Origin of the sequence: Kitasatospora sp. NPDC127035, assembly GCF_042726075.1 — a bacterium.
Classification (GTDB): domain Bacteria; phylum Actinomycetota; class Actinomycetes; order Streptomycetales; family Streptomycetaceae; genus Kitasatospora.
On sequence record NZ_JBHXDN010000010.1, the window covers coordinates 116049 to 140044 of the forward strand.

The 23996-nt window shown below is 73.5% G+C and carries 20 protein-coding genes, 1 tRNA gene and 1 pseudogene; 8 read left to right on the forward strand and 14 right to left on the reverse strand.

The features are described from left to right. Both ACFWIC_RS09250 and ACFWIC_RS09255 read left to right on the forward strand, forming a co-directional pair. A pseudogene (locus ACFWIC_RS09250) lies at positions 1-381 on the forward strand (RNA helicase); the annotation flags it as partial. Positions 382-590: 209 nt separating this feature from the next. Beyond that, positions 591-1466 carry a TIGR02452 family protein gene (locus ACFWIC_RS09255; protein WP_329947859.1) on the forward strand — a complete coding sequence of 292 codons (876 nt, stop codon included), beginning with the start codon at positions 591-593 and terminating at the stop codon, positions 1464-1466. Between the two features lie 16 nt (positions 1467-1482). Here ACFWIC_RS09255 and ACFWIC_RS09260 read toward each other — a convergent pair whose 3' ends face one another. After that, positions 1483-1830, reverse strand: coding sequence for a hypothetical protein (locus ACFWIC_RS09260; protein WP_329878637.1), 348 nt, complete (start codon positions 1828-1830; stop codon positions 1483-1485). 266 nt (positions 1831-2096) lie between these two features. On the opposite strand from ACFWIC_RS09260, the gene ACFWIC_RS09265 reads away from it, so the two are divergent. After that, positions 2097-2555, forward strand: coding sequence for an RICIN domain-containing protein (locus tag ACFWIC_RS09265; protein WP_380362600.1), 459 nt, complete (start codon positions 2097-2099; stop codon positions 2553-2555). A 14-nt stretch (positions 2556-2569) separates the two neighbouring features. On the opposite strand, the gene ACFWIC_RS09270 is transcribed toward ACFWIC_RS09265, so the two are convergent. Further along, positions 2570-3544, reverse strand: coding sequence for a phosphorothioated DNA-binding restriction endonuclease (locus ACFWIC_RS09270; protein WP_380362602.1), 975 nt, complete (start codon positions 3542-3544; stop codon positions 2570-2572). A 40-nt stretch (positions 3545-3584) separates the two neighbouring features. Then, positions 3585-4313, reverse strand: a complete 729-nt coding sequence (locus tag ACFWIC_RS09275; protein WP_329947862.1) for a tyrosine-protein phosphatase — start codon at positions 4311-4313, stop codon at positions 3585-3587. A gap of 160 nt (positions 4314-4473) precedes the next feature. On the opposite strand from ACFWIC_RS09275, the gene ACFWIC_RS09280 reads away from it, so the two are divergent. Then, positions 4474-4932, forward strand: a complete 459-nt coding sequence (locus tag ACFWIC_RS09280; RefSeq protein WP_329878629.1) for a MarR family winged helix-turn-helix transcriptional regulator — start codon at positions 4474-4476, stop codon at positions 4930-4932. Positions 4933-4987: 55 nt separating this feature from the next. Here the strand turns inward: ACFWIC_RS09280 and ACFWIC_RS09285 are convergent, their stop codons facing one another. Continuing rightward, positions 4988-5779, reverse strand: a complete 792-nt coding sequence (locus ACFWIC_RS09285; protein WP_380517242.1) for an SDR family oxidoreductase — start codon at positions 5777-5779, stop codon at positions 4988-4990. A gap of 294 nt (positions 5780-6073) precedes the next feature. Between ACFWIC_RS09285 and ACFWIC_RS09290 the strand changes: the two genes are divergently transcribed. Beyond that, complete coding sequence (locus ACFWIC_RS09290) at positions 6074-6778, forward strand: DNA polymerase beta superfamily protein (RefSeq protein ID WP_380517245.1); 705 nt, start codon at positions 6074-6076, stop codon at positions 6776-6778. Between the two features lie 87 nt (positions 6779-6865). After that, positions 6866-6938: transfer RNA gene (locus tag ACFWIC_RS09295), tRNA-Lys, on the forward strand. 107 nt (positions 6939-7045) lie between these two features. Here ACFWIC_RS09295 and ACFWIC_RS09300 read toward each other — a convergent pair. From ACFWIC_RS09300 to ACFWIC_RS09345, 10 genes are all read right to left on the reverse strand, one after another. Beyond that, positions 7046-7906, reverse strand: a complete 861-nt coding sequence (locus tag ACFWIC_RS09300) for an immunity 49 family protein (protein ID WP_329878623.1) — start codon at positions 7904-7906, stop codon at positions 7046-7048. After that, entirely contained in the window at positions 7903-10791 is a 2889-nt protein-coding gene (locus ACFWIC_RS09305) for a hypothetical protein (RefSeq protein WP_380517247.1), read from the reverse strand. The genes ACFWIC_RS09300 and ACFWIC_RS09305 overlap by 4 nt, the downstream gene beginning before the upstream one ends. Further along, positions 10788-11216 carry a DUF6507 family protein gene (locus tag ACFWIC_RS09310; protein ID WP_329878619.1) on the reverse strand — a complete coding sequence of 143 codons (429 nt, stop codon included), beginning with the start codon at positions 11214-11216 and terminating at the stop codon, positions 10788-10790. The genes ACFWIC_RS09305 and ACFWIC_RS09310 overlap by 4 nt, the downstream gene beginning before the upstream one ends. 48 nt (positions 11217-11264) lie before the next feature. Then, positions 11265-11576 carry a pore-forming ESAT-6 family protein gene (locus ACFWIC_RS09315; RefSeq protein ID WP_329878617.1) on the reverse strand — a complete coding sequence of 104 codons (312 nt, stop codon included), beginning with the start codon at positions 11574-11576 and terminating at the stop codon, positions 11265-11267. A 57-nt stretch (positions 11577-11633) separates the two neighbouring features. Next, positions 11634-11969 (reverse strand): hypothetical protein, encoded by a 336-nt coding sequence (locus tag ACFWIC_RS09320; protein ID WP_329878615.1) that lies wholly within the window; start codon positions 11967-11969, stop codon positions 11634-11636. 128 nt (positions 11970-12097) lie between these two features. Next, positions 12098-13516: a DUF6177 family protein gene (locus ACFWIC_RS09325; RefSeq protein WP_380356532.1), complete on the reverse strand. Its 1419-nt coding sequence runs from the start codon at positions 13514-13516 to the stop codon at positions 12098-12100. A 154-nt stretch (positions 13517-13670) separates the two neighbouring features. Then, positions 13671-17645, reverse strand: coding sequence for a type VII secretion protein EccCa (eccCa, locus tag ACFWIC_RS09330; protein WP_380517252.1), 3975 nt, complete (start codon positions 17643-17645; stop codon positions 13671-13673). 2 nt (positions 17646-17647) lie between these two features. Then, positions 17648-18865, reverse strand: coding sequence for a MinD/ParA family protein (locus ACFWIC_RS09335; protein ID WP_380517255.1), 1218 nt, complete (start codon positions 18863-18865; stop codon positions 17648-17650). An 83-nt stretch (positions 18866-18948) separates the two neighbouring features. After that, on the reverse strand, positions 18949-20304 hold the full coding sequence (gene eccD, locus ACFWIC_RS09340; protein WP_329878610.1) for a type VII secretion integral membrane protein EccD: 1356 nt from the start codon (positions 20302-20304) through the stop codon (positions 18949-18951). 74 nt (positions 20305-20378) lie between these two features. Next, positions 20379-20705, reverse strand: a complete 327-nt coding sequence (locus ACFWIC_RS09345; protein WP_329878608.1) for a hypothetical protein — start codon at positions 20703-20705, stop codon at positions 20379-20381. Positions 20706-21024: 319 nt separating this feature from the next. Between ACFWIC_RS09345 and ACFWIC_RS09350 the strand changes: the two genes are divergently transcribed. Further along, positions 21025-22848, forward strand: coding sequence for an LCP family protein (locus ACFWIC_RS09350; protein ID WP_380517258.1), 1824 nt, complete (start codon positions 21025-21027; stop codon positions 22846-22848). Between the two features lie 316 nt (positions 22849-23164). Continuing rightward, positions 23165-23950: a VOC family protein gene (locus ACFWIC_RS09355; protein ID WP_329878604.1), complete on the forward strand. Its 786-nt coding sequence runs from the start codon at positions 23165-23167 to the stop codon at positions 23948-23950. Positions 23951-23996: the final 46 nt, after the last annotated feature.

Here is a 23996-nt window from a genome sequence, read left to right on the forward strand (position 1 = left end):
TTCAACCGCGACCGTGGGGACCGTCCGTCCTTCAACCGTGACCGTGACGACCGCGGTGGCCGCCCCGGTGGCTTCAACCGTGACCGTGACGACCGCGGCGGCTTCAACCGCGACCGTGACGACCGCGGCGCCCGCTCCTTCGGCGACCGCCCGGCCCGCTCCTTCGGTGACCGTCCGGCCTTCGGCCGTGACGAGCGCGGTGGCAGCGCCGGCGGCGGCAGCAGCCGTCCGTTCTCCCGCCGTGACGACCACCGCTCCGGTGGCCGCCCGCAGGCCGGTGGCGGTTTCAACCGTGACCGTGACGACCGCGGTGGCCGCCCCGGTGGCCCCAGCTCGGGCGGTTTCAACCGCGACGACCGCAAGCCGCGCTGGAAGAACTGACGCCGCAGGCGTCCCGGCCCTCCGGCGAGGCCGCGGGGCGCGGTGACTGAGCGTTGACGACGGGCCCGTTCCACCTCGGTGGAGCGGGCCCGTCGGCGTTCCCGCCCGCAGGAAGGGGGCGGGCGGCGTCCGGGCGGGCCGGGCGCGTTGTTCTGGTGCTGAGAATAACCAGTGGCGCCGGCCGGCCGGCGTCCCCTACCGTCGCGGACATGAGCAGCAGAATGCGCAACGTGGCGGCGGAGAACGAGGGGATCGTCGAGCGGGGGAGCTACCGGGCGCCCGGGGGCGAGCTCGTGGACCTGGCCGGGTCGTTGGCGGCGGCCCGCGCCGGGACGGTGTCGTACGCCCCGGCGGAGCTGGACGGGCTGGTGTCGGCGGGCGGCCCGGGGCCGGTGGTGCGGCCCGAGGCCGTCGAGGTCACCGCCGAGGGCAGCATCGGGGCGGCCCGGCGGCTGGTCGAGGCGGGCGCGGGCCCCGTCGGGGTGCTCAACTTCGCCTCCGCGCGGAACCCGGGCGGCGGTTACCTGCGGGGCGCCCGCGCCCAGGAGGAGGACCTCTGCCGCAGCGCCCTGCTGTACACCTGCCTGTTGGAGGCGCCGGACTACTACGAGGCGCACCGGGCCTCCCGCGACCTCAGGTACAGCCACCGGGTGATCGTCTCGCCCGAGGTGCCGGTGATCCGCGGCGGGGGCGGCGAGCTGCTGGCCCGGCCGTACCCGGTCACCTTCCTCACCTCGCCGGCACCGAACGCCGGTCAGCTGGCGCTGCGTTCGGACGCCGGGGACACCGGGACGGAGACGGCCGGCCCGGCCGTGGACGCCGGTGCGACCGTGGACGTCCGGGGCGTGCTCGCCGAGCGGGCCGAGCGGGTGCTCGCCGCGGCGGCGCGGCACGGGATACGCGGGCTGGTGCTGGGGGCGTGGGGCTGCGGGGTGTTCCGCAACGACCCGGCCCAGGTGGCGGAGGCCTTCGAAGGGGCGCTGTCCCGGTACGGGGCCGCCTTCGACCGGGTGGTGTTCGCGGTCTGGGACCGGACGCCGGTCTCGCCGAACCGGGACGCCTTCGAGGCGCGGTTCGGGGGCTGACAGCCCCCGCGCGGGCTCAGCCCCTGGGGGCCGACGGCCTGGTGACGACCGCCGACGCGACGGCCGAGGCGGCGGCGACCACGCCGGTGACGGCGAGGACGGACGGCCAGGCGCCGATCCGCTTCGCCAGCGGGTGCGAGCCGCCGAACGCGACCACGTACAGCCCGGTCAGCGCGGCAGCGGTGGCCGCACCCGAACGCCGGTGCCACTGCGCGGCCGCGCCGGCGCCCGCCACCGCCAGGACGGCCCCGCCGAGTTGGCGGTTGCCGGTCCACCGGGCGACGCCGTAGCCGCCGACCAGACCGCTCGCCGCGGTCAGCGCGGCGGGCACGGTGGCCGTGAGCGCGTTCGGGATCCTCGCCATGGTCGACTCCACTCCTCAGCAGACTCCTCGGACCTCCGACCATAGCCCGCCCGCGGCGCGCGTCCTCGTGCGGGCCGCTCCGCCGCCCGTCCGGCGAAATCCCCCGCGCGGCCCGGTCGCCGTGCCCCGTACTCACCCGGGTGACCGCGGTGCCGCTCGGTACCTCCGCCTCCGCGCCGGTGCAGGTGGGCACCGTCGTCCTCGTCCTGGCCGCCGCGTCCACCTGGGAACACCGGGCTGTCGTAGCCCGGTGAGAGACTCCCCCCGTGACTGACCACGTGATCACCGACGGCCTCTACCGGATCCGGAACGTCGCCGCCGGCCTGCTGCTGGAGATCGCCGACGGCAGCCGCCGCAGCGGCGCCAAGGCGGTGCTCGGTGCGGAGGACGGCTCGGACGCGCAGCTCTGGCGGCTGAGCGCCGTCCACCTCGGTGGTGCGCTGTTCCACGTCGAGAACGTCGCCGGCGGCAAGCGGCTCGACGTCACCGGAGCCTCTCCGGAGAACGGCGTCCCGGTCCAGCAGTGGTCCGCCAACGCCTTCGGCGCCCAGGAATGGCTGGTCGAGCACCACCTCGACGACCCCGGCACGTACACGCTCACCAGCTTCGTCAGCGGCAAGGCCCTCACCGCCCCGGACGGTCCGGTCACCGAGCCGCCCGCCCCCGTCCACCAGTGGGAGGACACCGACTCGCCGGCCCAGTGGTGGCGGCTGGAACGGCAGTAGCGGCCCGTCGCAGGTCAGCCCAGGACGAACCCCGCGTGCTTGAACACCGACCGGTCGTGCCAGCCCAGGAAGTCGTGCGCGCGCGCCGAGAGCGGTCGGTCGGGGCGCGCCACCGGGAGGTCGCCCAGGGCCAGGACGGCCCGGCCCGCGGGTGAGTCCGTCCGGTAGTGGGGGGAGACACGGACGGTGCGGTCCTCCGTCACCCCGAGCACGCCGAAGTCGAACAGCGCGTGGTGCAGGGAGCAGAGCGCGAGCGCGTTGTCGACGACGTCGGGGCCGCCCTGGCTGTGCCACTGGACGTGCGCCGCCTCGATGCCCACGGCGGCGCGGCCGAGCCGGCCGTCGTACCCGCAGATCGCACAGGCGTGGTCGAACGCCCGCAGCACGTCGGCGGCGAAGCCGGCGGCCCGGACCCGGCGCCGGGTGATCCGGTACGCCGGCCCGCCCCCCGGCCCGCCCCCCGTCCCGCCCGCCGCAGGGAGCTCCAGGTCGGCGACGTCCAGCTCGGGCAGGGCGACGTCGGCCTGTTCGCAGATCGCCGCCTCCAGGGTGGGTGTGAAGTGCCGGTCCAGCAGCAGCCGGACGGCGACCGCGAGGGCCGACGGGTCCTCGGTGAGCAGCCGTTCGACCTCCGGCCGCAGCCGGCCCACCGCGTCGACCCGGCGCAGTGCGGCACCGCTGTCCCGGACGTCCTTGGCGTCGAGCGGCCGCCCGGCGCCGTCCCGCAGGGTCCAGAGGCTCCGCTCCAGGTGGACGAACGGCATCGCCGCCCGCTGGGCTGCCGTGTTGCGGCCGACGGCGGGCCCGTAGTCGTTGATCAGCCGGCTGACCGGCTGCTCGGCCTCCGCGTACGGCACCTCGCTGGTGCCGAGACGGGCGTGGCGGCCGAGCAGCCAGAGCAGCAGCAGCGGCTTGTGCGGCGCGCGGACGCCGTTGCTCTGCGCCTGCCGGATCCCGGCCAGCCCGGCGAGCAGTTCGCCACGCCTCATGCCCCGTTCTCCCCCCGCTCCGCCGCCTCCCGCGTTCCCGTCACTCCGACAGGTTGGCCCGGAGGGCGTCGAGGTCCTCGTCCGTCGCGCCGTGGGCGTGCAGGTAGGCGGTGACGGAGCCGTGGTGGGCACGGATCCAGTCGAAGGAGGAGGTGAGGAGTTCCTCGGAGATGGGCCGGGAGATGCGCTCGGTACCGGTCTCGTCGATGTAGGGCGTGGGCCCGTCGAGGAGGCCGAGTCCGGTGTTGGAGCGCAGGAAGTCGGCGAGGATCTCGGCCTCGGAGGCGCCCAGCAGCTCCTGGACGACGGCGATGGTGAGCCCGGTGCGGTCCTTGCCGACGGCGCAGTGGACGACGGCCGCCAGGGTGCCGGGGGTGCCGAGCCTGCGGATCGCGGCGACCAGCGAGGGACCGGCGGTCGCGGCCATGAACGGGTAGAGCTCCGCCTGGCCCTCCGGCCAGGGCCGGTCGGTGTCCTCGCGGTTGGCGGGCAGGGTGGGGAGGCTGAGCGTCTCGTGGTCGAGACCGTGCCGCAGGTCCGGCCAGACGTCCAGCTCGAACGGGCTGCGCAGGTCGATCACGGTCCGCAGCCCGAGCGCCTTGAGCCGCTGGGCTCCCTCGGGCGCGAGGGTGTGGAACGAACCGGAGCGGAAGAGCACGCCGCGCCGGAGCGAGCCGACGCCTCCGGCGTCGCGGAAGTTGCGCACCCCGGGGATGTCGATGAAGGCGGACGGCAGGTCGGGTTCACGGTCCGGCAGGTCGTCGGTCATGGCCCTTACCGTACGGGCGCGGGCGCCGCCGGGGGAAGGAATCGGGACACTGCGATCACGCTTGACTTGAAGTCGGCTTCAATTCCTAGGGTCGGTGTCGAGGAACCGGCCCGGCGCGGAGTCGTCGCAGCCGGGCGGAACAGAGGACAGGGAGCCGGCCGTGGAGTACTCGCACAGCGACGCCGAGTTGATCAAGCAGCCCATCGGGTACTGGAGCTGGGCGGCCTACAAGGCCGTCGTCACCCGCACCCGTGGCGCGCTGGAGGAGATCGGCACCACCCAGCCGCAGTGGTGGGTGCTGGCCCAGGTGGCCCGCGCCGGTGCGCCCTTGACGCGGGAGGACGTCTCCCGGGTCCTGCGCGAGTACCTGGACACCGGGCCGGAGGCCCTGGCCGCGGAGATCGACACCACCGTCACGCAGGGCTGGATCGTGGAGGAGGCAGGGGGCCGCCTCACGCTCACCTCCGACGGCCGGGCGTTCTTCGACAAGGCGGCCGGCCTCCAGGACGACCTCTGGGCGGAGCGCCACGCGGACATCACCGACGAGGAGTACCTGACCACCCTCAAGGTCCTCCAGCGCTTCATCCACAACACCGGTGGCCGGGCCTGGCACCACTGAGCCGCCGGGGCCCCGCCGGGAGGGATCCCCGCCGGGGCCCCGGCCACTGCCCTCGTCACCGCCCGCCGGACACGTCCAGGAACGCCCCCGTGGTGTACGAGGAGGCCGGCGACAGCAGGAACAGGATCGCCTCGGCGACCTCCTCCACCTCCCCGCCCCGACGCATCGGCAGGCCCGGCGCGACCCGGTCGACCCGGCCGGGCTCGCCGCCCAGCGCGTGGATCCCGGTGTGGATCAGCCCCGGGCGGACGGCGTTGACCCGGATGCCCTCGGCCGCGACCTCCAGGGACAGGCCGCGGGTCATCGTGTCGACGGCGGCCTTCGCGGCCGCGTAGTCCACGTACTCGTTGGGCGAGCCGAGCCGGGCGGCGGCGGAGGAGACGTTGACGATCGCGCCGCCCCGCCCGCCGTGCCGGGTGGACATCCGGCGGACCGCCTGCGCGGCGCAGAGGAACGGACCGGTGATGTTGGCGGCCCAGATCCGGCTGAGACGCTCCTCGTCGATGTCCTCCAGCCGGCCCTGCTTCTCCAGCGTCCCGGCGTTGTTCACCAGCGCGGTGAGCGGACCGAGTTCGGCGTCGACGGTGGCGAACAGCCGCTCCACCTCGGCGCTGCGGGTGACGTCGGCCCGGACGGCGAGCGCGGTGCCGCCCCCGGCCCGGATCTCCTCCACCACGGCGGCGGCGGAGCCCTCGTCGGTCCGGTAGTTGACGCAGACGCGGTAGCCGCGGCGGCCGGCCAGCCGAGCGGTGGCGGCTCCGATGCCGCGCCCGGCACCCGTGATCAGGACCACGTCGGGGCGGTCGGTCTGCTCGGAAGCGGCAGCTGAATCGGTGGCGGTCGACATGCTCCGCACCCTACTCTTCTCCGCTTCGCCGCCGGCGTCGCCACCGCCGCCCTCGTGGTCCTCGGCGCACCGAACTCGGCTGCGGAGCAGCGGGCTTGAGCGGCAGTCCCGGGGCCCGCCCGCGACCTCGCGCGGCCCCGGGGGCGGTTCCGGGGGCGGCCCCGGGGGAGGTCAGGTCCGCGGCGGGTCCACCGCCCGCGGCCCGTCGCGGTGGACGCCGCCGCCCGGAAATCGCTCGCCCGGCGCGGCCCCGCCGGGTGACACTGCCAACCGAGATCCGACGAAGGGAAGCCCATGCCCGCCACCGCCCCCGGCGCCGTCCTGCTGTCCGGCATCGTCGGCTCGACCGCGTACGGGCTGGCCCACGCCGGCTCCGACATCGACCGTCTCGGCCTCTTCGCCGCCCCGACCGAGGGCTTCCACGGCCTGCACCACCCCGCCGAGTCACAGGTCACCACCGCGCCCGACCGCACCCTGCACGAGGCCGCCAAGTGGTGCCGCCTCGCGCTGAGCTGCAACCCCACCGCCACCGAACTCGTCTGGCTGCCCGAGGACCTGTACGAGGTCCGCACCCCGCTCGGCGACGAGCTGATGGCGATACGCCGGTCGTTCCTGAGCGCCCGCGCCGTCCGCAACGCCTACCTCGGCTACGCCACCCAGCAGTTCAGGAAGCTCCTGACCCGTGACACCACCGAGGCGACGACCAGGGCCCGGGCCGCCAAGCACGCCCGCCACCTGGTCCGCCTGCTGGAACAGGCCGTCCACCTCCACGAGACCGGCCACAACCTGGTCCGCCTTCCCGACCCGGGCCGCGTCCGTGAGCTCGGCGAACGCATCGCCGACGAGCCCGCCGTCGCCGAACGCCTCCTCGCCGCCGCCAAGGAGCGCCTCGACCGGCCCGGCGCCCTCCCCGACCGCCCCGACGAGCGCCCCGCCGAGGCCTGGCTCCACCGCGTCCGCGCCGCCCACTACACCCCGGCGGCCACCCCCGCCCCCTGAACCCGGCGCGCCCGCGCAATCCACTGGCGAAGCCCCTCCCCGTACCGGGTAGGATCGCCGTGGTTCGCTCCCCCCGGCGCGGACCACGGGGCGCTAGCTCAATTGGCAGAGCTGCGGACTTTTAATCCGTAGGTTCAGGGTTCGAGCCCCTGGCGCCCCACCGCAGGAGGCCCGGGCCGGACGATGTCCGGCCCGGGCCTCCTCACGTCCGCCGCCCGTGCGCCACGGCTCCGGCCGCGCCGTCCGCGCGGGGGAGGTGGCGCCGGATCACGTGGGGAACTCGCCGTACCAGAAGCGTTCGAGGATGTACTTGGGGAGGTACCCGGACTCGACGCCGACGGGGAACTTGCCGTCGTAGGCGAGGCAGGCCATGGCGAACGGGCCGAGGGGGAGGGCGCCGTCGACGTCGGTGGCACGGTCCTCGTCCAGGGTCCAGTAGGCCTTGTGGAGGTTGAGGGCCTCGGCGAGGGCGGGGCCGAACTCCTCCTTGCGCCCGCGCACGAAGTGGTAGAAGAGGTTGAGCGGGGGATACATGATCCCCTGCAGCGCGTCGACCGGGGTGTTCGGCGAGGCCTCGGGGGTCGCGGTCGCGAACGCCGCCGTGAGCTTCTCGACCAGTTCGGGCCGGCGGAGCCAGTAGGTCTGCTGGACGTCGACCCAGTGGAAGACGAACTCGTCGTAGGCGCCCTCGGCCGCGCGCAGCCGCTCCAGCGGGATCTCGGCGAGCCGGGTCATCCGCTGCCGGTCACGGCAGATGACGGCCAGCCAGAACGCGCTGAACCAGTTCCCGGCGTTGGCGAACTTCCGCAGGCCGATCGCCTGGACGGTCCGCTGCTTGTCCTCGATGAAGCACTCGACCGTCCCCTCGTCCGTCCCGGTCACGGCGAACAGGGCGTCGCCCAGCTGCATCGCGACGACCGCGGCCTGCCAGGTCTCCAGCCGGCTGCCTTCCGGGTCGGCCGCGATGTGGGACTGGAACGCGAGGACGGCGGTGCTGAAGGCGAAGTCGATCGATTCGGCGGACCGTTCGAGCCGGTCGACCCGACCGGAGACCGCCTGGCTCTGCCGGTCGGCGAACGCCTCCGCATCGGGGCGGGGCACCAGATGGCGTTCGACGGTCACGGTCACGGAAGAGTCCCCTTGCTGATGTCGAACCTCTGGTACAGAAGGCCATTGTAGCTACCGGTGTTGTAGTCGCCCTTGACGACGACATAGTCGAGCTTGCCGGGGGTGTCGAGCGCCTTTTCGATTTTCTCGACGAGGTCCGTTTCGCCGCGCTTGGTCATTTCCCGCAGGATGTCGAGGAAGTATTCCCGGCTTCCCTGGGAAACGGCCTGGCCCTTGACGCCGGGCATGCCGGAGGGCGAGGGGAGGTCGCGCTTGCCGAGCTCCGTCTTGGGGCCGCTCTTGGCCTCGATGACCAGGACGCGGCCGTCCTCGTGCACCCACACCTGGTCGAACTGGTCGCTGCCGCTCTTCGGGCCGAGGAGGGTCTCGCTCTCGAACCCCTTGTAGTGCTCGGCGACGAAGTGGTACTTGGCGGCGCCTTCGCCGAAGGCCTCGGCGGCGGTCCCCATCTCGGTGTGGGACGCCCGGTAGACGCCCTGGGCGTCCGGATGACCGGTGCGGTTCATCCAGTCCGTGACGAGGTTGTCCCACTTGATGGCGTTCTGCTGCTTCAGCGCGAGGTCGTCGAGGATCTTGAGGCGGACGGGATCCGTGACCTTGTCCGCGCCCAGCGGGACCTCGTCGATGTCGAGGTAGTGCGGGTCCGGCGCCTCGGGGGAGTCCTTGGCGCGGATCCACGGACCGTCCTCCGACAGCTTGGTGAGCTGCGGCGGGGGGAATCCGCTCTCGTCGATCGGCTTCCCGCTCAGGCGGCGGCCGAGGATGTTGTAGTGGTCCTCGAAGTAGCCGGGCTCCTCGTTGGCCCGGTAGACCTGGATCTCCTCGATCTGGCCCTTGTCGAGCCGGCCGCGCTCCCCGTACGGGTTCGGGCCGTCGAGCATGGTCGCGGGACGGGGCACGGGCTGGCGCGGGGTCGCGGCGTTGTCGCCGGCGCCGGCCGCGTTGTCGGCCGTGCCGGCCGGGCCGGTGCCCGGGGTGTTGTTGCCGTGGGTGCCGCCGCCCGGGGTGTCGTTGCCGTGGGAGCCGCCCGTGCCCGGGGTGTCGTTGCCGTGGGTGCCGCCGCCGCCCGGACCGTCGTTGCCGTGGGAGCCGCCCGTGGTCGGGCCGTCCCCGCCGTGGGTGCCGTGGGTGCCGGGGGTGACCGGGCCGTCGCCGCTTCCGCCGCGCGGGGCGTTGAGGTCGTTGCTGGGGCCGTGGCCCGCGTGGCCGCCGGGGAGGTTGTCGCCCGCGTTGACGCGTCCCGTGGGGAAGTTGTCCGCCGGGTTGACCCGCCCCGTGGGGAAGTTGTCGGGGTTGACGCGTCCGGTGGGGACGTGGTCGGCGACGTTGACGGGGCCGGACACGTCGGAGGTGAGGCGGATGCCGTCGTTCCCGCCGCGGGCGCCGGCGCCGACCAGTTCGCGGGTGTCGACCTTGACGGGGGTCTCCGTCTTGAGGGGCGCGTGGTCCTTGGCGGGCCTGTCGACGATGTCGGGCTTGGCCTCATCGACGTGTTGGGTGATGTTGCCGCCGGCGTCGTAGATGTTGCCCTTGGGGTCCATGAACCGCGGTGGGCCGTCGACGGGGAGTTTGACGGTGCCGGTGGGCAGGGTGGTGGTGTTCTTGGGGAATTTGACGGTGTCGTCGCCGACCTTGAACGCGCCGTCGGGGACGGCGACGTTCTTGGGGATGCGGATGGTGCCGTCGGGGAGTTTGAGGGCGCCTTCGGGGAGGGCGACGGCCTTGTCGATGTTGATGGTGGGGACTTCGAATTTCCCGAGGCCCTTGAGGCTGGTCATCACGTCGCCGATTTTGGTGAAACCGGCGCCGGCGCCCTTGAAGAGGTAGGTCATCGGGTCGATGACCCTGCCGGCCTTGCCCGCGAGGGAGATGGCCTTGGCGGCGGCGCCTGCCTTGCCTGCGCCGGCGGCGGCGCCGCCCGCGCCGCCGGTGAAGACGGTGGTGAGGACGTTGAAGGTGACGGCTCCGGCGGCACGGGAGGGGTTGGAGCCCCATTGGTCCCAGGCGAGGAGGGCCTTGCCGGTCTCCTTCATGGCGGTGCGGGAGTCGCGGAGCCAGGAGGGGAGCTTGTCGTCGGGGACGGCGAGGAAGAGCGGTCCGACGCCGGGGATCGCGGTGATGGCGAGGCCGGTGGCGAGTTTGGCGAGGCCGGTCCAGGCCTGGCCGGCGGCGTCCCAGCCCTGGAAGCCGACGAGGGTGCCGAGGCCGACGAGGGTGCCCCAGACGCCGTCGACGATGACGCCCTTGCCGAACTCCCAGGCGTGTTCCCAGACCTGCCACCAGGGGATGGACTCCTCGACGGCCTCGCCCCAGGGGAGGGTCTTGGACTGCTTCAACGCCTCGGCGTCGTAGCCGTACATGTCCTTGCCGTTGGAGCCGTCGTTGACCTTGAGCGGGGAGCCGCCGACGAGCGCGACGATCTTGGCGTGGGCGGCGCGTTCGACGGCCTGGAACTGGGTCCAGACCTCGGCGATCTCGTTGCGGCGGTCGTTGTTCTCGTCGACGAGGTCGCCGTCCTCGCGCCACTTGTCGTCGCTGTTGGCCTTGTTGCGGAAGGTCTCGGCCTCGTGCTTGAGGTCCTGCAGCTTCTTGACGATGGGGGCGGCGTCGCGGCTGTAGGTGCCGAGTGCGCCGGCGATGGTGCACAGGTCGGTGCTGAGTTTGAGGCCGAGGTCCTGGACGGGTTTGGTGGTCGCGAAGAGTTGCTCGGCCTCGGGCGCCTGGTAGAAGGCGCGCAGGCCGCCGAAGCTGGTGTGGACGTTGCCGGTGGCGGTGGAGATGGCGGGGCCACTGGTCGAGATGGCCTTGACGTTGGCGTCGAGGAGCGCGAGGTTCCCGGTGAACACCGGGACCTCGGACGGGTTGACCGGCTTGTTGTCGGTCACTTCTTGCCCCCCGGCTGGTCGCGCAGGGCTTCCAGGTTGATGGCCCGCGCCGCGTCCTGGGCCTGCTTCGCCGCCGTCAGGTCACCTTCGAGGTACTCGTTGGTGGCCTTCACCGCGCCGCGCAGGCACGCCTCGATCCGCTCCGACATCGACTTCAGCTCGGCCTTCCGGCCCTCCAGGTACTGGCTCAGCGCGGCCGCGACCGGGCCCATCGCCTTCTGCGACAACGGGGGCGCGCCGACCGGCACCGGCCCCTGCAGGCGGGTCTCCGACTGCGAACCGGGCACGGCGGTGCCCGCGTTCTGGGCCGCCTGGGACAGGTTCGTCATCAGGGTGTTCAGAGCTGTCTCCAGATCACCCGCATGCCCGCCGACAGTCTTCAACTGCCCCTGTACGCCCTGTGGCTTGATGTCCCAAGCAACCATCAACAACCCCCGTTGTCAGACCGTCCGGCAAAACCCGTTCGGCCGTGTTCAGCCGATGTTGGCGACGGCGGCCTTCGCCCGTGCCAGCGTCTGCTGGGCCGTGCCGTCGTTCTGCTCCAGCGTCGTCTTCAGCAGCTGGACGATGTTCCGCACCTCCTGCGAGGCGTTCTTCCAGCGCAGTTCCTTGGCGTGGTAGTCGTCCGCCACACCGTCGGCGGTGAAGTCCGCGATGGCGGCCTTCACCTGCGCGTCACGCGCCGCGATCACCTGCTCCAGCTGGCCGATGACCAGCTGGAGGTTGCGCTGCGCCTCGGTCGAGGCGCCCGAGTCGTACGAACGGCGGTCCGTTCCACCGGCCATCACACATCACTCCCCGTTGTGGTTCCAAGGTTCTGACGAAGGCTCCGGGGCCGTTCGTCAGCGGCTGCCCGAGAACCGGGCCGCGTCGAAGTTCGCCGACGCCATCTGCTGCTTCGCGTTCTGGCCCTGCTCCTGGTCGCCGGAGCCGAAGGCCTGCTCCATGCCCGACTGGCCGCCCAGGATGGCCGACAGCGAGGAGTTCAGCGCCTGGGTGATCTCGTCCGACCGCGACTTGAACGAGTCGAAGGCGACCTTGCCCTGGCCGTTGAACTTGCCCTCCAGCGGCTGGGCGGCCTGCACCAGCTGCTTGATCAGCGTGCCCAGGTCCGCACTCGACGTCCGGGACCCGGACATCAGCTTGGTCAGCGCCTGCGTCCCCATGTCGAACTTCATACCGCTCCCCCGTCCGCTCGACCGAATGAATGTCTATCCAACTTGCTACCAACGTTCTATCAACTCACCCCGACAACGCAAGCTGTCGGGGGGGACCGTGACGAACATATGACAAGGTGAAGGTGACTTCACGCGCCCTTCAAATGCCGCACCAGCCGCTCGAAGTCGGCCCACCCGGAGAGGTCGGACGGGTCCCCTGGCAGCGGGTAGTAGTAGGCGGGCCGGGTCTTCGGACCGAGCGCCACCGGCTGCTGCGACAGCGGCGTGCGCCGGGCGCGGTCGTCCGGCAGCGCCCGGACCTCCTCCGCGCCGAGGACGAAGGCCAGCGGCACGCCCGGGCCCTCGAAGCGGGGCGGCACCGCCAGGTCGCGGCGGGCCCTGCGCAGCTGGAGGAGCATCGACTGGAGCCGGTGCCGGGTGACCAGCGTCTCCGCGACCCCCGGCAGCGCGTCCAACGGCGGCTCCTCGTCGGCCCCGTAGCCGAACGCCAGGGTCACGTCCTCCTCGACCCCCGCCTTGGTCCGGGTGACCTTCAGCGTGGCCAGACCCGGCCGCTCCGGGCTGCCGACCACCACGAACCAGGTCGGCTCGGGCGCCCGCGAGTGCGCGAGGTCGGTCAGCCGCCCGAGGGACCAGGGCAGGTTGGCGGGTTCGGCGGTGCCCCAGCCGGCCGGGGGCTCCCCGGTGAGCTCGCGCCAGACCGTCTCCAGGGCGCCGCCGAGGACCAGCCGGTCGTCCGCCGGGTGGACCGTCCGGAACGTGATCGCCAACTGCCGTTCGGCGCAGGCCCGGACCTCCTGGTACGCGGCCGCCACCGGGGTGCGCGGATCGTCGGCGGTGGCGTCCGCCGGTACCACGGTGGCGAACATGCCCTCCTGCCAGCGCAGCACCGCGCCCGTGTGCCCGTCGTAGTAGCCGTCGCGATCGTCCTGGACGACCCAGCGCGACGGCCAGCCCGGCAGGTTCGCGAGGACGGCGGGGGAGAGCGTCGTCCCGGCGGGGGTGACGATCTGCAGGCCCCGGCTGCTGGCGGCGGCGGCCCGGAAGGCGTCGGAGAGCCAGGCGGTCATGGCGACCACCGGGCGGTCCATGATGACCACGGCGACCTTGTCGGTCAGTACGTCGACGGCGGGCTGGGCGGCGGCGGGCGCCGGCGCCGCGGTCAGGCCCGCCGTCTCCACCACGGCCGTCGACCGCGCGGCCTGCGGCGGCCACGCGCTGCCCCCGGACAGGGAGGCCAGCCGGGCCGCGAAGGCGCCCGCGAGCCGCTCCGCGTCCGGGACGCCGGTGGTGGCCCGGGCCTCCGTCCACCAGAACGGGACCCGCGGCGGGTTCGCGCCGAGCAGTCGCTCGGCCTCGCCCCGGACCTGCACCAGCAGCGGCGCCTCGACGGAGAGCAGCGGCCGGCCCTGCTCGTCGCAGAGCTGGATGACCGCGTCCTCGCCCGCCGTGTTCACCAGCTTGTCGGGCCCGCCGGCGAGCAGGCCGGCGAGCACGCTCCAGGGGTCGGGCATCCGCGGGGTGAGGGTGATGACGTCCTTGGTCATGGGGTCGTGAGGTCCTTCGGGGTGGCGGGGGTGGCGGTCGTACGGGTGGCGGGCGCGCGAGCGGTCGGGCGGGCACGCGTTCGGCTGTGCGGGGCGTCCGGGTGTCCGGGGTGTCCAGGACGCGGGGAACGCGCGGGAGGGACGGGCGGTGCGGTCAGTCGGCCGTGTAGACGGTCTGGATCAGGCGGTTCTCCTGCCCCCGGCGGACCAGGACCCCGCGCCCCGCGGGCTGCTGGGAGGCGTAGACCCCGGGGAACAGCTGGCCCTCGCCGCGGTCGCCCGCCATCACCACCGCGGTCGCCCCCGACTCGCGCAGGGCCTGCACCAGCGGCTCGTACATGCCGCGCGAGGCGCCCGCCACCCGGCGGGTCAGCACGAAGTGCAGACCGATGTCCGCGGCCGAGGGGAGGTAGGGCAGGAACGGTTCGAGCGGGCTCTGGCCGGCGGTGGTGAGCACGTCGTAGTCGTCGACGAGCACCACGATCCGCGGGCCGCCGCCCCAGCTGCCGGCTTCCAGCGCGTCCAGCGGCGCGTTCTCGTCGGGCAGCCGGCGTTCCAGCTCGGTGGAGACGCCGGCCGCCAGGCCCGCGCACATCCGGGCGTTGTACGCGTAGCCGCCGCTGTACTCCTCCGGGATCACGCCGCGCAGGCTGCGCCGCGGGTCCATGACGGCGAAGACCAGTTCGTCCGCACCGTGCCGCTCGATCAGGCCGGCGGCGAGGGTCTTCAGCAGGTTGGTCTTGCCGCACTCGCTGTCGCCCATCACCAACAGGTGCTGGTCGTGCCGGAAGAGGTCCAGCAGGACGGGTTCCAGCGCCGCCTGGTCCAGGCCGAGCGGGACCCGCTTGGGCTCGGCGACCGGCCCCGGGAGCAGGTGCGGCTCCAGGACGTGCGGCAGGACCCGGACGGGTTGGGCGACCTCGCCGCTCCAGGTGGCGCGCACGGTGCGGGCCGTCTGCTCCAGGACGGTGCCCAGCTCCGCGGTGTCGGCGAGCCCGTCGGTCCGGGGCAGGGCGACCTGGGCGAAGAGCCGGCCGTCGGTCAGGACGCGGCCGGGCTCGTCGGCGGCGAGGGTCGCGGCGAGCTTGCGCTCGATGCTGGTCTCGGTGGGGTCGTTGAGCCGCAGCTCCACGCGGGTGCCGAAGTTCGACTGGGTGGCGATGCGGACGTCGTTCCAGCGGAGCATGCCGGCCACCACGTGGATGCCGTAGCCGCCACCGCGCTTGAGGATGTCGACGACGGCGTCGTCGAGGTCCTCGAAGTCGTCGCGCAGCGCGCCGAAGCCGTCGATGACGAGGACGATCTCGGCGGACGCCAGCCGGGGCAGCCGGCCCGCCGCGTGCAGGGTGCGCAGCTGCTCGACGGAGTCGATGTTGTGGTCGCGGAAGACGTTCTCGCGGGTGGTGAGCATGGTCCGCACCTCCTCGACCGTGCGGGCCGCCCGTTCGCGGTCGGCGCGGCCGGCGATGCCGCCGACGTGCGGCAGCCCCGACAGGGCCTGGAGGCCGCCGCCGACCAGGTCGAGGCCGTAGACGCCGACCTCCTGCGGGGTGTGGGTCAGCGCGAGCGAGAGGACGAGGGTGCGCAGCAGCGTGGTCTTGCCGGACTGCGGGCCGCCGATGACGGCGGCGTGGCCGCCCGCGACCGTGAGGTCCAGGAACCACTCGCCCTGCCACTGCTTCGCCGGGTCGTCGAGGAGACCGAGCGGCACCTGGAGCCGTCCGCGCCGCCGGGCGAGCTGCAGCCCGCGCGGACCGACGTCCAGCGGGCCCGCGATCGCGTCGAGCGGGACGGCGCCGGGCAGCGGCGGCAGCCAGATCTGGCGGGCGGGGTCGGCGGCGTGCTCCAGCTGTCCGACGATGACGCCGAGTTCGGTCGGGCCGGTCTCGCGGCGCCGGGTGGCCGGCTCCCGCTGCTCCCGGCCCTCGGGCCGGGACATGCTGTTGAACGCCGGGTACTCCAGGGCGAGCGGTCCGCTCTGTTCCTGTTCGCTGCGCTGGACGGGGCCCCGGTAGCCGCCGGAGACGTAGCTGGCCTTGAAGCGCTCGTAGTGGCTGGTGTCGACCTTGAGGTAGCCGAAGCCGGGCAGCGGCGGGAGGTGGAAGGCGTCGGTGGTGTCCAGGACGGTGCGGGACTCGTCGGCGGAGAAGGTCCGCAGGCCCAGCCGGTAGGACAGGTAGGTGTCCAGGCCCTTCAGGTTGCCGCCCTCGATGCGCTGGCTGGACAGCAGCAGGTGCACGCCGATGGAGCGGCCGATCCGGCCGATCGACAGGAAGAGGTCGATGAAGTCGGGCTTGGCGGTGAGGAGTTCGCCGAACTCGTCGATGACGACGAACAGGTGCGGCAGTGGGTCCAGGTCGGGCCGTCGTTCGGCGCGCAGGGCGGCGTAGGCGCCGATGTCGGCGACGTTGCCCGCGTCCTTGAGGACCTGCTGGCGGCGCTTGACCTCGCCCGCGAGCGAGGCGTGCACGCGCTCGACCAGGCCGGCCTGGTTCTCCAGGTTGGTGATGACGCCGGCGACGTGCGGCAGTTCCGCGAAGGGGGCGAAGGTCGCCCCGCCCTTGTAGTCGACCAGGACCAGTGCGAGGTCCTCCGGCGGGTGCGTGGCGACGAGGGCGAGCACCAGGGTGCGCAGCAGTTCGGACTTGCCGGAGCCGGTGGCGCCGACGCAGAGGCCGTGCGGCCCCATGCCCAGTTCGGAGGACTCCTTCAGGTCGAGCAGCACGGGCTCGCGGGAGTCGCTGATGCCGATGGGGACGCGGAGGAAGGCGCGTTCGCCGCGCGGCGCCCAGAGCCGGCCGAGGTCGAGGCGGGCGACGTCGTCGATGCCGAGCAGGTCGGCGAAGTCGACCGGGCCGGACAGCGGGGCGTCGACGAGCGACTCGGCGGACAGCCGCAGCGGGGCGAGCATCCGGGCCAGGCCCTCGGCGAAGGGGACGCCGACCTCGTCCACGGTGCCGTGGGCGCTGATCGGCTGCTCCTCGCGCAGGTCCTCGATGACCACCCGGTCGCCGTCGACGGTGATCCGCAGACCGATCTGTCCGGGTTCCTGGATCCGCTGTTCGAGCAGGTGCAGCACGGTGACGCCCATCTCCCGCAGCCCGACGGCCTCGTCGGGGAGCGGCAGGTCGACGGCGTCGTCGCCGTGCCCGTCGGCGATCACCAGCAGTCGGGAGGTCATGGAGAGGGCGTCCTGGCCGGACAGGCCCCGGCGCACCTCGGCCGCGTAGGAGGCGCGGCGGCGCAGTTCGGGGCCGAGCTGCTGGGCGAGCTGGGCCACGGAGGGGGCGATGCGGCGGGCGGCGACGGGACCGTCGAGCTGCTCGGTGTCGAGCAGGTGCGGCATCCACTTGGCCCACTCCCAGTCGGTGAGCCGGTCGCCGGGCACGGCGAGCGCGACGGTCACGTCGTCGGGTGCGTGCAGGGCGGCGGTCTGGACGAGCAGGGCGCGGGCGACGCGCAGGCAGTCCTCGCGGGGGCCGACGACGCTGATGTCGCCGACGCGGTCGAGCGGGACGGTGAGCGGGAGTTCGGTGCCGGTGCGGAAGCGGGTGGTGAGCGCCGAGGCCTCGTTGAGCATGAAGCGGTCCGGCGGGGTGAGGACGGACGAGCTCTGCTGACCGATCCGCAGGTCCCGGACGGGCATCTCGCCGGTGCCGACGCGGACCCGCAGGAAGTCGCCGTCGACGCGGCGGCGCTCCCACAGCCGGGCCGGGTCGCGGACGATGTCGTACAGGGCGGGCGGCGGCGGGTTGAGGACGCCGGCGTGCTCGCCCCGTTCGCGCTCCTCGCCGGCGAGTTCCTCGCGGAGGTCCTCCAGGTAGGAGAGGTAGGCCTCGCGCTGGGTGCGGCGGGTGCGCTGGGCCTTGCCGCGCTGGGAGAAGACCAGGCCGAGGGAGCCGATGACGGTGACGACCAGGACCAGCGCGCCGAGGGCGGCGAACTGGCTGTTGCGGACGACCGTCATCATCACGACCGAGGACATCACGCCGGCCACCGGCAGCAGCGACATCGCGATGTTGCCGGCCTTCCCCTCGGGGAGGTTGGGCGGTGCCTCGATGGTGCGGGCCTCGGGGGCGGCCGGGGGCCTGACGGTCCTGGCCGGGCGGTGGATCAGTCGGGTGCTCATCGTCAGTGGCGCTTCTGGGAGAGCTCGAAGACGTCCGCGGCGAGCCGGGTGGCGGTCGTCCGGGTGGCCCGGGTGAGCAGGTCGGTGCGGATGGTGCCGCCGGCCGCGAGGTGGCGGTCGTACCGCAGGAGGTGGACGCTCGTGCCGGTGGAGCGGAGGGTGCGCACCGCGGCGTCGAGGTCGACGCCGGAGTGCGGGGTCTGCTCGGTGACGACGACGACCGTGCCGGCGATCACGTGCGGCGGCAGGCCGCGCATCCACTGGAGGACCTCGTGGGTGCTGGCGACGCCGTCGAGGGTCGCGGGGGTGGTCAGCACGCGGGCCTGGGAGGCGGAGAGCGCGACGCGGGCGACCTCGGCGGGCAGGGTCTGGCAGTCGACGACGGTGATGCCGAAGTAGCGGCGCAGGGCGACCATGACGCGCTGGTAGCCGCGGGCGTCCAGCATCGTGCCGATCTGGCCCTGGCTTCCCGGCAGCAGCCAGGAGTTGTTGCGGAGCTGGACGAGGTAGCCGGTGACGTCGAGCAGCGACATCTGCGGCTTGACGATGTCGGCGACGTCGCTGGTGGTCCACCGCACGGTCTCGGCGCCGAGCTTGACGGGCAGCGAGCCGAGTGCCGGATCGGCCTCGACGAAGAGGACCGGGTCCTTGCGGTAGTGCGCGTAGGTGGTGCCGAGCAGCGCCGCGACGGTGGACTTGCCGGCGCCGCCGCGGATGGAGGTGACGGCGATCTGGCGGCCGGTCGTGACCGGCTGCTGGAGGATCTCGGCGGTGCGGGTGGCCTCGGCGACCTCGCGGGCGGCGGACTTGGAGACGTTCTTCCAGACGGCGCGGGCGACGCGGGTCGCGAGGGCCTCGCCGCTGCGGGGCTTGCGGGCGACGGCGGCGAGGTTCCGGTCGACGGTGGGCCGGGAGTCGGGGGACCGGGGCGCGACGGCCTGCCGGCCGGGGGCGGCGCCCTGCGGCTGTCCGGCGGGGGCCTGCTCGTGCCCCTGCCCGTACGCCTGTCCGTATCCCTGCTCGTATCCCGGTGCCGACCCCTGTTCGGGAGCGGTGAGGGCCTGGGCGAAGGTCTGCGCGGCGGTGGCCTGGGCCTGGTCCAGGGCCTGCAGCTGGGTCTGCGCCTGGGCCCGGGCCTGCGCCTGGTCCGGCGTCGGGCCGGGCGCCGGGGCCCTCAGATCGCGCAGGACGTCGCCCTGCCAGTTCTCTCCGTTCGGCATGCCTGCAACCGCCCCTTCCACTCCACGTACCGCCCCGCCCGGAGCTCCTGTGCGTTGACTCGGAAACCGACTTCGACGTCGGTTCAGAACTTGTCGAGCAGTTGCCCGTACACCCCGAACACCCCGACGGCCAGCGGGAACAGCCCCACCATCCCGACGGACTCGACGAGGTCGGCCAGCCGCCGCAGCCGGACCTGGGTGTGCTCGGGCGGCTGGACCGCCAGGACGAGCAGCGGCAGCAGCGCGGCGGCGCACAGGACGGCAAGCGCCCCGGCACCCCCGCCGTGCCGCATCCACAGCAGCGCCAGGCGCACCACGAGGACCCCCGAGGCGGTGAACAGCGCCACGACCTCGGCGACCAGGGGGAAGGCCCGGGCCCGGGAGAGCAGCACCACGGCGACCAGTGACGGCAGCGCCACGGTCCAGACGTCCGGCTCGGCGGTCAGGGTGAGCAGCCAGCCCGCGCCGGCGGCCGAGACCGCGGTCGCGATGGTCGCGAGCGCCAGCCCGCGGTGGGTGGCGGCCAGGGCGGTGCCCACCTCGTGGCGGCTGACGGACGCTCCGCCGGAGCGGCGGTCGTCGAGCGCGGTGAGCCCCGATCCCATCAGCGCGAGGCGTGGCAGCAGTCCGAGCAGCACCACGGAGAACACCGCCATCACGGCGCCGATCCGGGCCGGGTCGGCCCCGGTGGCGGCGACGGCCTCCCACACGGCGGTGATCGCGGCGACGGAGACGGCGCCGATCAGACCGCCGCGGCCGAGCGGGGAGAGGACGCCGAGGAGTGCGACCGTCACGGTCAGCGCGCCCGCGACGGCGGCCAGCCGTACGCTCGCGGACCAGTCGAAGGCGTCGGCGGCGCTCCACGCGCCGAGGACGCCGAGTCCGCCCGAGGCGAGCAGGAGCGCGGTGGCCAGGCCCCGGTTGCCCTTCCCGATCCGGGCGACGAGTGCCCCGACGACCGCCAGCGCGGCGGCGAGGCCGAGCAGGACGCCGGCCAGCGCGTCGAGCGCGAACTCGCGCCGGGCGAGGAGGGCGGCGGTCACCGCGAAGGCGACGGTCGCCACGCCGGCGCTGCCCCGTCGGGCGGCCGGGCGCCAGCGCCAGGCCTGGAGGTTGAGGTCGTCGGCCACCAGGTCGATGACGTCGTGCACGACCGGGGCGGGCGGCGCGGAGTGGGTCCGCACGAGGCGCAGGACGGCGCCGTCGGCCACCCCCGCCGATTCCAGGGTGCTGTCGTGCGGCAGCGCGGAGCCGTCCGGCGTCATCAGCTGACGCGCCATGGGCCGGGACGCGGTCCGGTCGTCGAGCAGCTGCAGGATGTCCGGGAGCAGCACCCCGATCGGGGTGTCGGCGGGCAGGACCACGTCGGCCTGGCGTCGCTCCCCGATCAGGGTCACCCTGCTCTGCCGTGCCGGGGAAGTCGTTGCTGTGCTCACCACTTGTGGGAACCTATCATCGCGCCCTTTTCGACCTCTCGGACCAGTGCTTCCACGTCGCTGCCACGTCCGGGGTGCTACGGCCCGGTCGGGCCGGACGACGGCGAGGGGCTCGCCGTCGGCGCCGGACCCGGCGATCCGGTCGGCCCGCCGTACGGCTGCACCTGGCGTTGCTGCTGCTTCTGCTGCTCCGCCTTCTGCTTCGCGAGCGTGGCCTGGAGGAACGACCAGCCGACGCAGCCCGCGCAGAGGACGGCCGCGATGGCGATCCCCGCGAACACCTTCCCGAGCCGTTCGTCCGCCGCCCGGCGCACCCGCTCCGCGCCGAAGAGCAGCGAGTCCCGCATCCTGCGGCGGCGTACCGCCACCGACTCCAGGAGCTGACTGTCGTAGTCCCGTGCCATTCGCCGCCTGCCGTCTCCCCCGTGTGCTGCCTGTGCAACATAAAGCATGCACCCGTCACTGGACACCCCCGGCGGCGTGCGGGGCGGGGCCTGTGACGAGGCCAGGTTGTTCGTATGGGCGATTTGTGCGCTCCGGGTGAATCTCCCGGGGAGCCGGCGGACCGGTGGGGCGGAACGGGCGCCCGGGGGTGGTGCCGGGGAGCCCGTCCGTTATTGCGACCGTCGTATGTGCAACCCGGAGGCGGTCTCGACCGTCTTCTCTGTGTGCAGTGCGTCCGGTCGCAGGGGGGCGCGGCGTCCGGCAGTGAAAGGTGCACGCATGTCAGGTCAGTGGGGCGAGAGCCCGGCTCGTGGCGACGACGCGCCCGGTGCGCTGACGGACGGCGGCGCGGCCGGCGGTGCGGTGCCGCCGCCGCGGACCGGTGGACGGGCCGAGGCCCGGCGGGCCGCGCAGGGCAGGGGCGGGCCGGGCAACGGCGGGCCCGCCAAGGCCGGGCCGCACAGGGGCGGCACCGCGGCACCGGCCACGTCTCCGGCGGGTGCGTCCTCGGCGGGTGCGTCCCCGGCGGGCGGACGCGCGGCGGCCCGGGCGAGCCGGAAGCCGAAGCGGAACGTCAAGAAGATCGCGGCCTGGTCGGCCGCCGGCGCGCTGGTGCTGATCGCCGGGACCGGTGGCGCGATCTACTGGAAGCTCAACGGCAACATCAAGTCCTTCGGCAAGGACGGCGTCGCCGCCGAGCGCCCGCCGGAGGCGGCGGCGGACGCCAACGGCAACAAGCCGGTCAACATCCTGCTGATCGGCTCGGACAGCCGCGGCAAGGGCAACGCGGACCTCGGGGGCGGCGAGGACGGCGGCGCCCGCTCGGACACCACGATCCTGCTGCACGTCTACGCCGACCACAAACACGCGGTCGGGATCTCGTTCCCGCGCGACACCCTGGTCACCCTGCCCAAGTGCAAGCAGGCGAACGGGCAGTGGACGAAGGAGCACGTCGGGAAGTTCAACGAGGCCTTCTCGACCGGAGGGTCGGAGACGGGGAACCCGGCCTGCACCCAGAACGCGGTGGAGAAGATCACCGGCATCTTCGTCAACCACACCATCGTGGTGGACTTCCAGGGCTTCGCCGCGATGACCAAGGCGGTGGACGGCGTCGACATATGCCTGCCGGAGGACATCTACGAGAAGGACCTCAACCAGAAGCTGCCCAAGAAGGGCGACGTGGTCCTGAAGAGGGGTCCGCAGAAGGTGCAGGGCCAGCAGGCGCTCGACTACGTGCGGCTGCGTCACGGCATCGGCGACGGCTCCGACATCGGCCGGATGAAACGCCAGCAGGCCTTCCTCAGCTCGCTCGCCTCGAAGATCAAGAAACAGGGACTCACCCCCACCAACCTGTTGCCGCTCGCCGACGCGGCCACCAAGTCGCTGACGGTCGACGAGGGCCTCGGCTCGGTCGACAAACTGATGTCCTTCGGTCTCTCGCTGAAGGACATCGACATGCACGACCTCAAGTTCGTCACCGCACCGTGGCGCATCCGCACCGACGAGGCCCTCGAACTCGTGAAGGCCGACGCGGACAAGCTCTGGGCGACCATCAAGGCCGACCGCACCATCGACGGCCAGAACGCCACCGGCGAGCAACCCGCGGAGGCCACGACCCCGGCGGTGGCGCCCGCCGCGCCGACCACCCCCGCCGCCACCACGGCCGCGGACACCGCCAACCAGAGCATCAAGGTGGGCGTCTACAACGGCACCGTCTCCCGCGGGATGGACGGCAAGGCGGCCGAGCTGCTGAAGACGGCCAAGTTCGCCGCCACCAGGATGGGCGCGGCGATGAACACCAAGTACGCGACCACGATGATCGAGTACGGCACGGGGCAGCGGGCGAACGCGGAGAAGGTCGCCGAGCTGTTCCCGGGGGCCTCCGTCGCGGCCGGGAAGACGGCCGGGATCACGGTGATCGTCGGCAAGGACTTCGCGGCGGCCAACGGCGGGACGGCTGACGCCACCGCCACCGTCCCCGGTGCCTCGGCCGCGCCGGCCACCCCGGCCGAGCCGGCCCCGCTGCCCACCAGCGTCATCAACGACACCCGCTCGGCGGACGACAACCTCTGCGAGGGCACGACCTACGGTTCCGGCGGCTGACCGGCCGACCGGCGTGCGTTGCCCCGGACCGGCGTGCGTTGCCCCGGACCAGCGCGCGTTGGCCCGAGTCGGTGCGCGTTGCCCCCGGCCGGCGCGCGGCCGACCCGCCCGCGCCGCCGCGGCCCGAAGGGCCCGCCACGAGGAGTGACCGCCCCGGCCGCCCCGGCGAGCGGTCGCCCGCCGGGGCGCCGTCCGGTGGCGGGATCGCGGGCGCGAGGCGATCGTGGGCGGTGTACGGCCGTTCGGTCGCGCGGCCGGTCGGCCGCGGCGTCCCGGACCGGCCGCGGCGGAGGACCATCGCTTGGGAGGCCCAGGAATGCCCGTAGTCACCGCACCGTACAAGCCCGGCACCCCGTGTTGGGTGGACCTGATGGCGAGCGACCAGCAGGCCGCACTCGACTTCTACCGTGACCTGTTCGGCTGGCAGGGCGAGGTCGGGCCGCCCGAGTTCGGCGGCTACTCCGTGTGCTCGCTGAACGGCAGGCCGGTCGCCGGGATCATGGGCCGGTCGGCCCCCGAGGGCCAGCCGCTGCCGCCGGTCGGCTGGACCACCTACCTGGCCTCGGACGACGTGGAGGCGACCGGCCGGGCGATCACCGAGGCGGGCGGCACCATCGTGTACCCGACGATGGAGGTCGGCGACACCGGCCGGATGCTGGTCGCCGGCGACCCGACCGGCGCGGTCTTCGGGGTCTGGCAGAAGCTGGAGTTCATCGGCGCGGGCGTCGTCAACGAGCCCGGCGCACTGGTCTGGAACGAGCTCAACACCACCGACACCGAGGCGTCCGGCCGGTTCTACCAGCAGGCGCTCGGCCTGCGCCCGGGCACCATCCAGGGCATGGAGGGGTTCTACTCCCTCAACGTCGGCGACCACACCGTGGGCGGGATGCAGCCGGTCGCCGGGTACCTGCCGCCGGGCACGCCCCCGCACTGGATGACGTACTTCTCCGTCGACGACACCGACTCCACGGTGGACGCCCTGGTCAAGGCGGGCGGCGCGGTGATCCAGCCGCCGTTCGACATGCAGGCCGGGCGGATGGCGGTGGTCCAGGACCCGCAGGGCGCCGTCTTCGCCGTGACCGCCACCCCCGACTCGCCCTGACCGACCCCGGCGCGGCCCCCGGCCGCCCGTTCCCGCGACGCGCCGC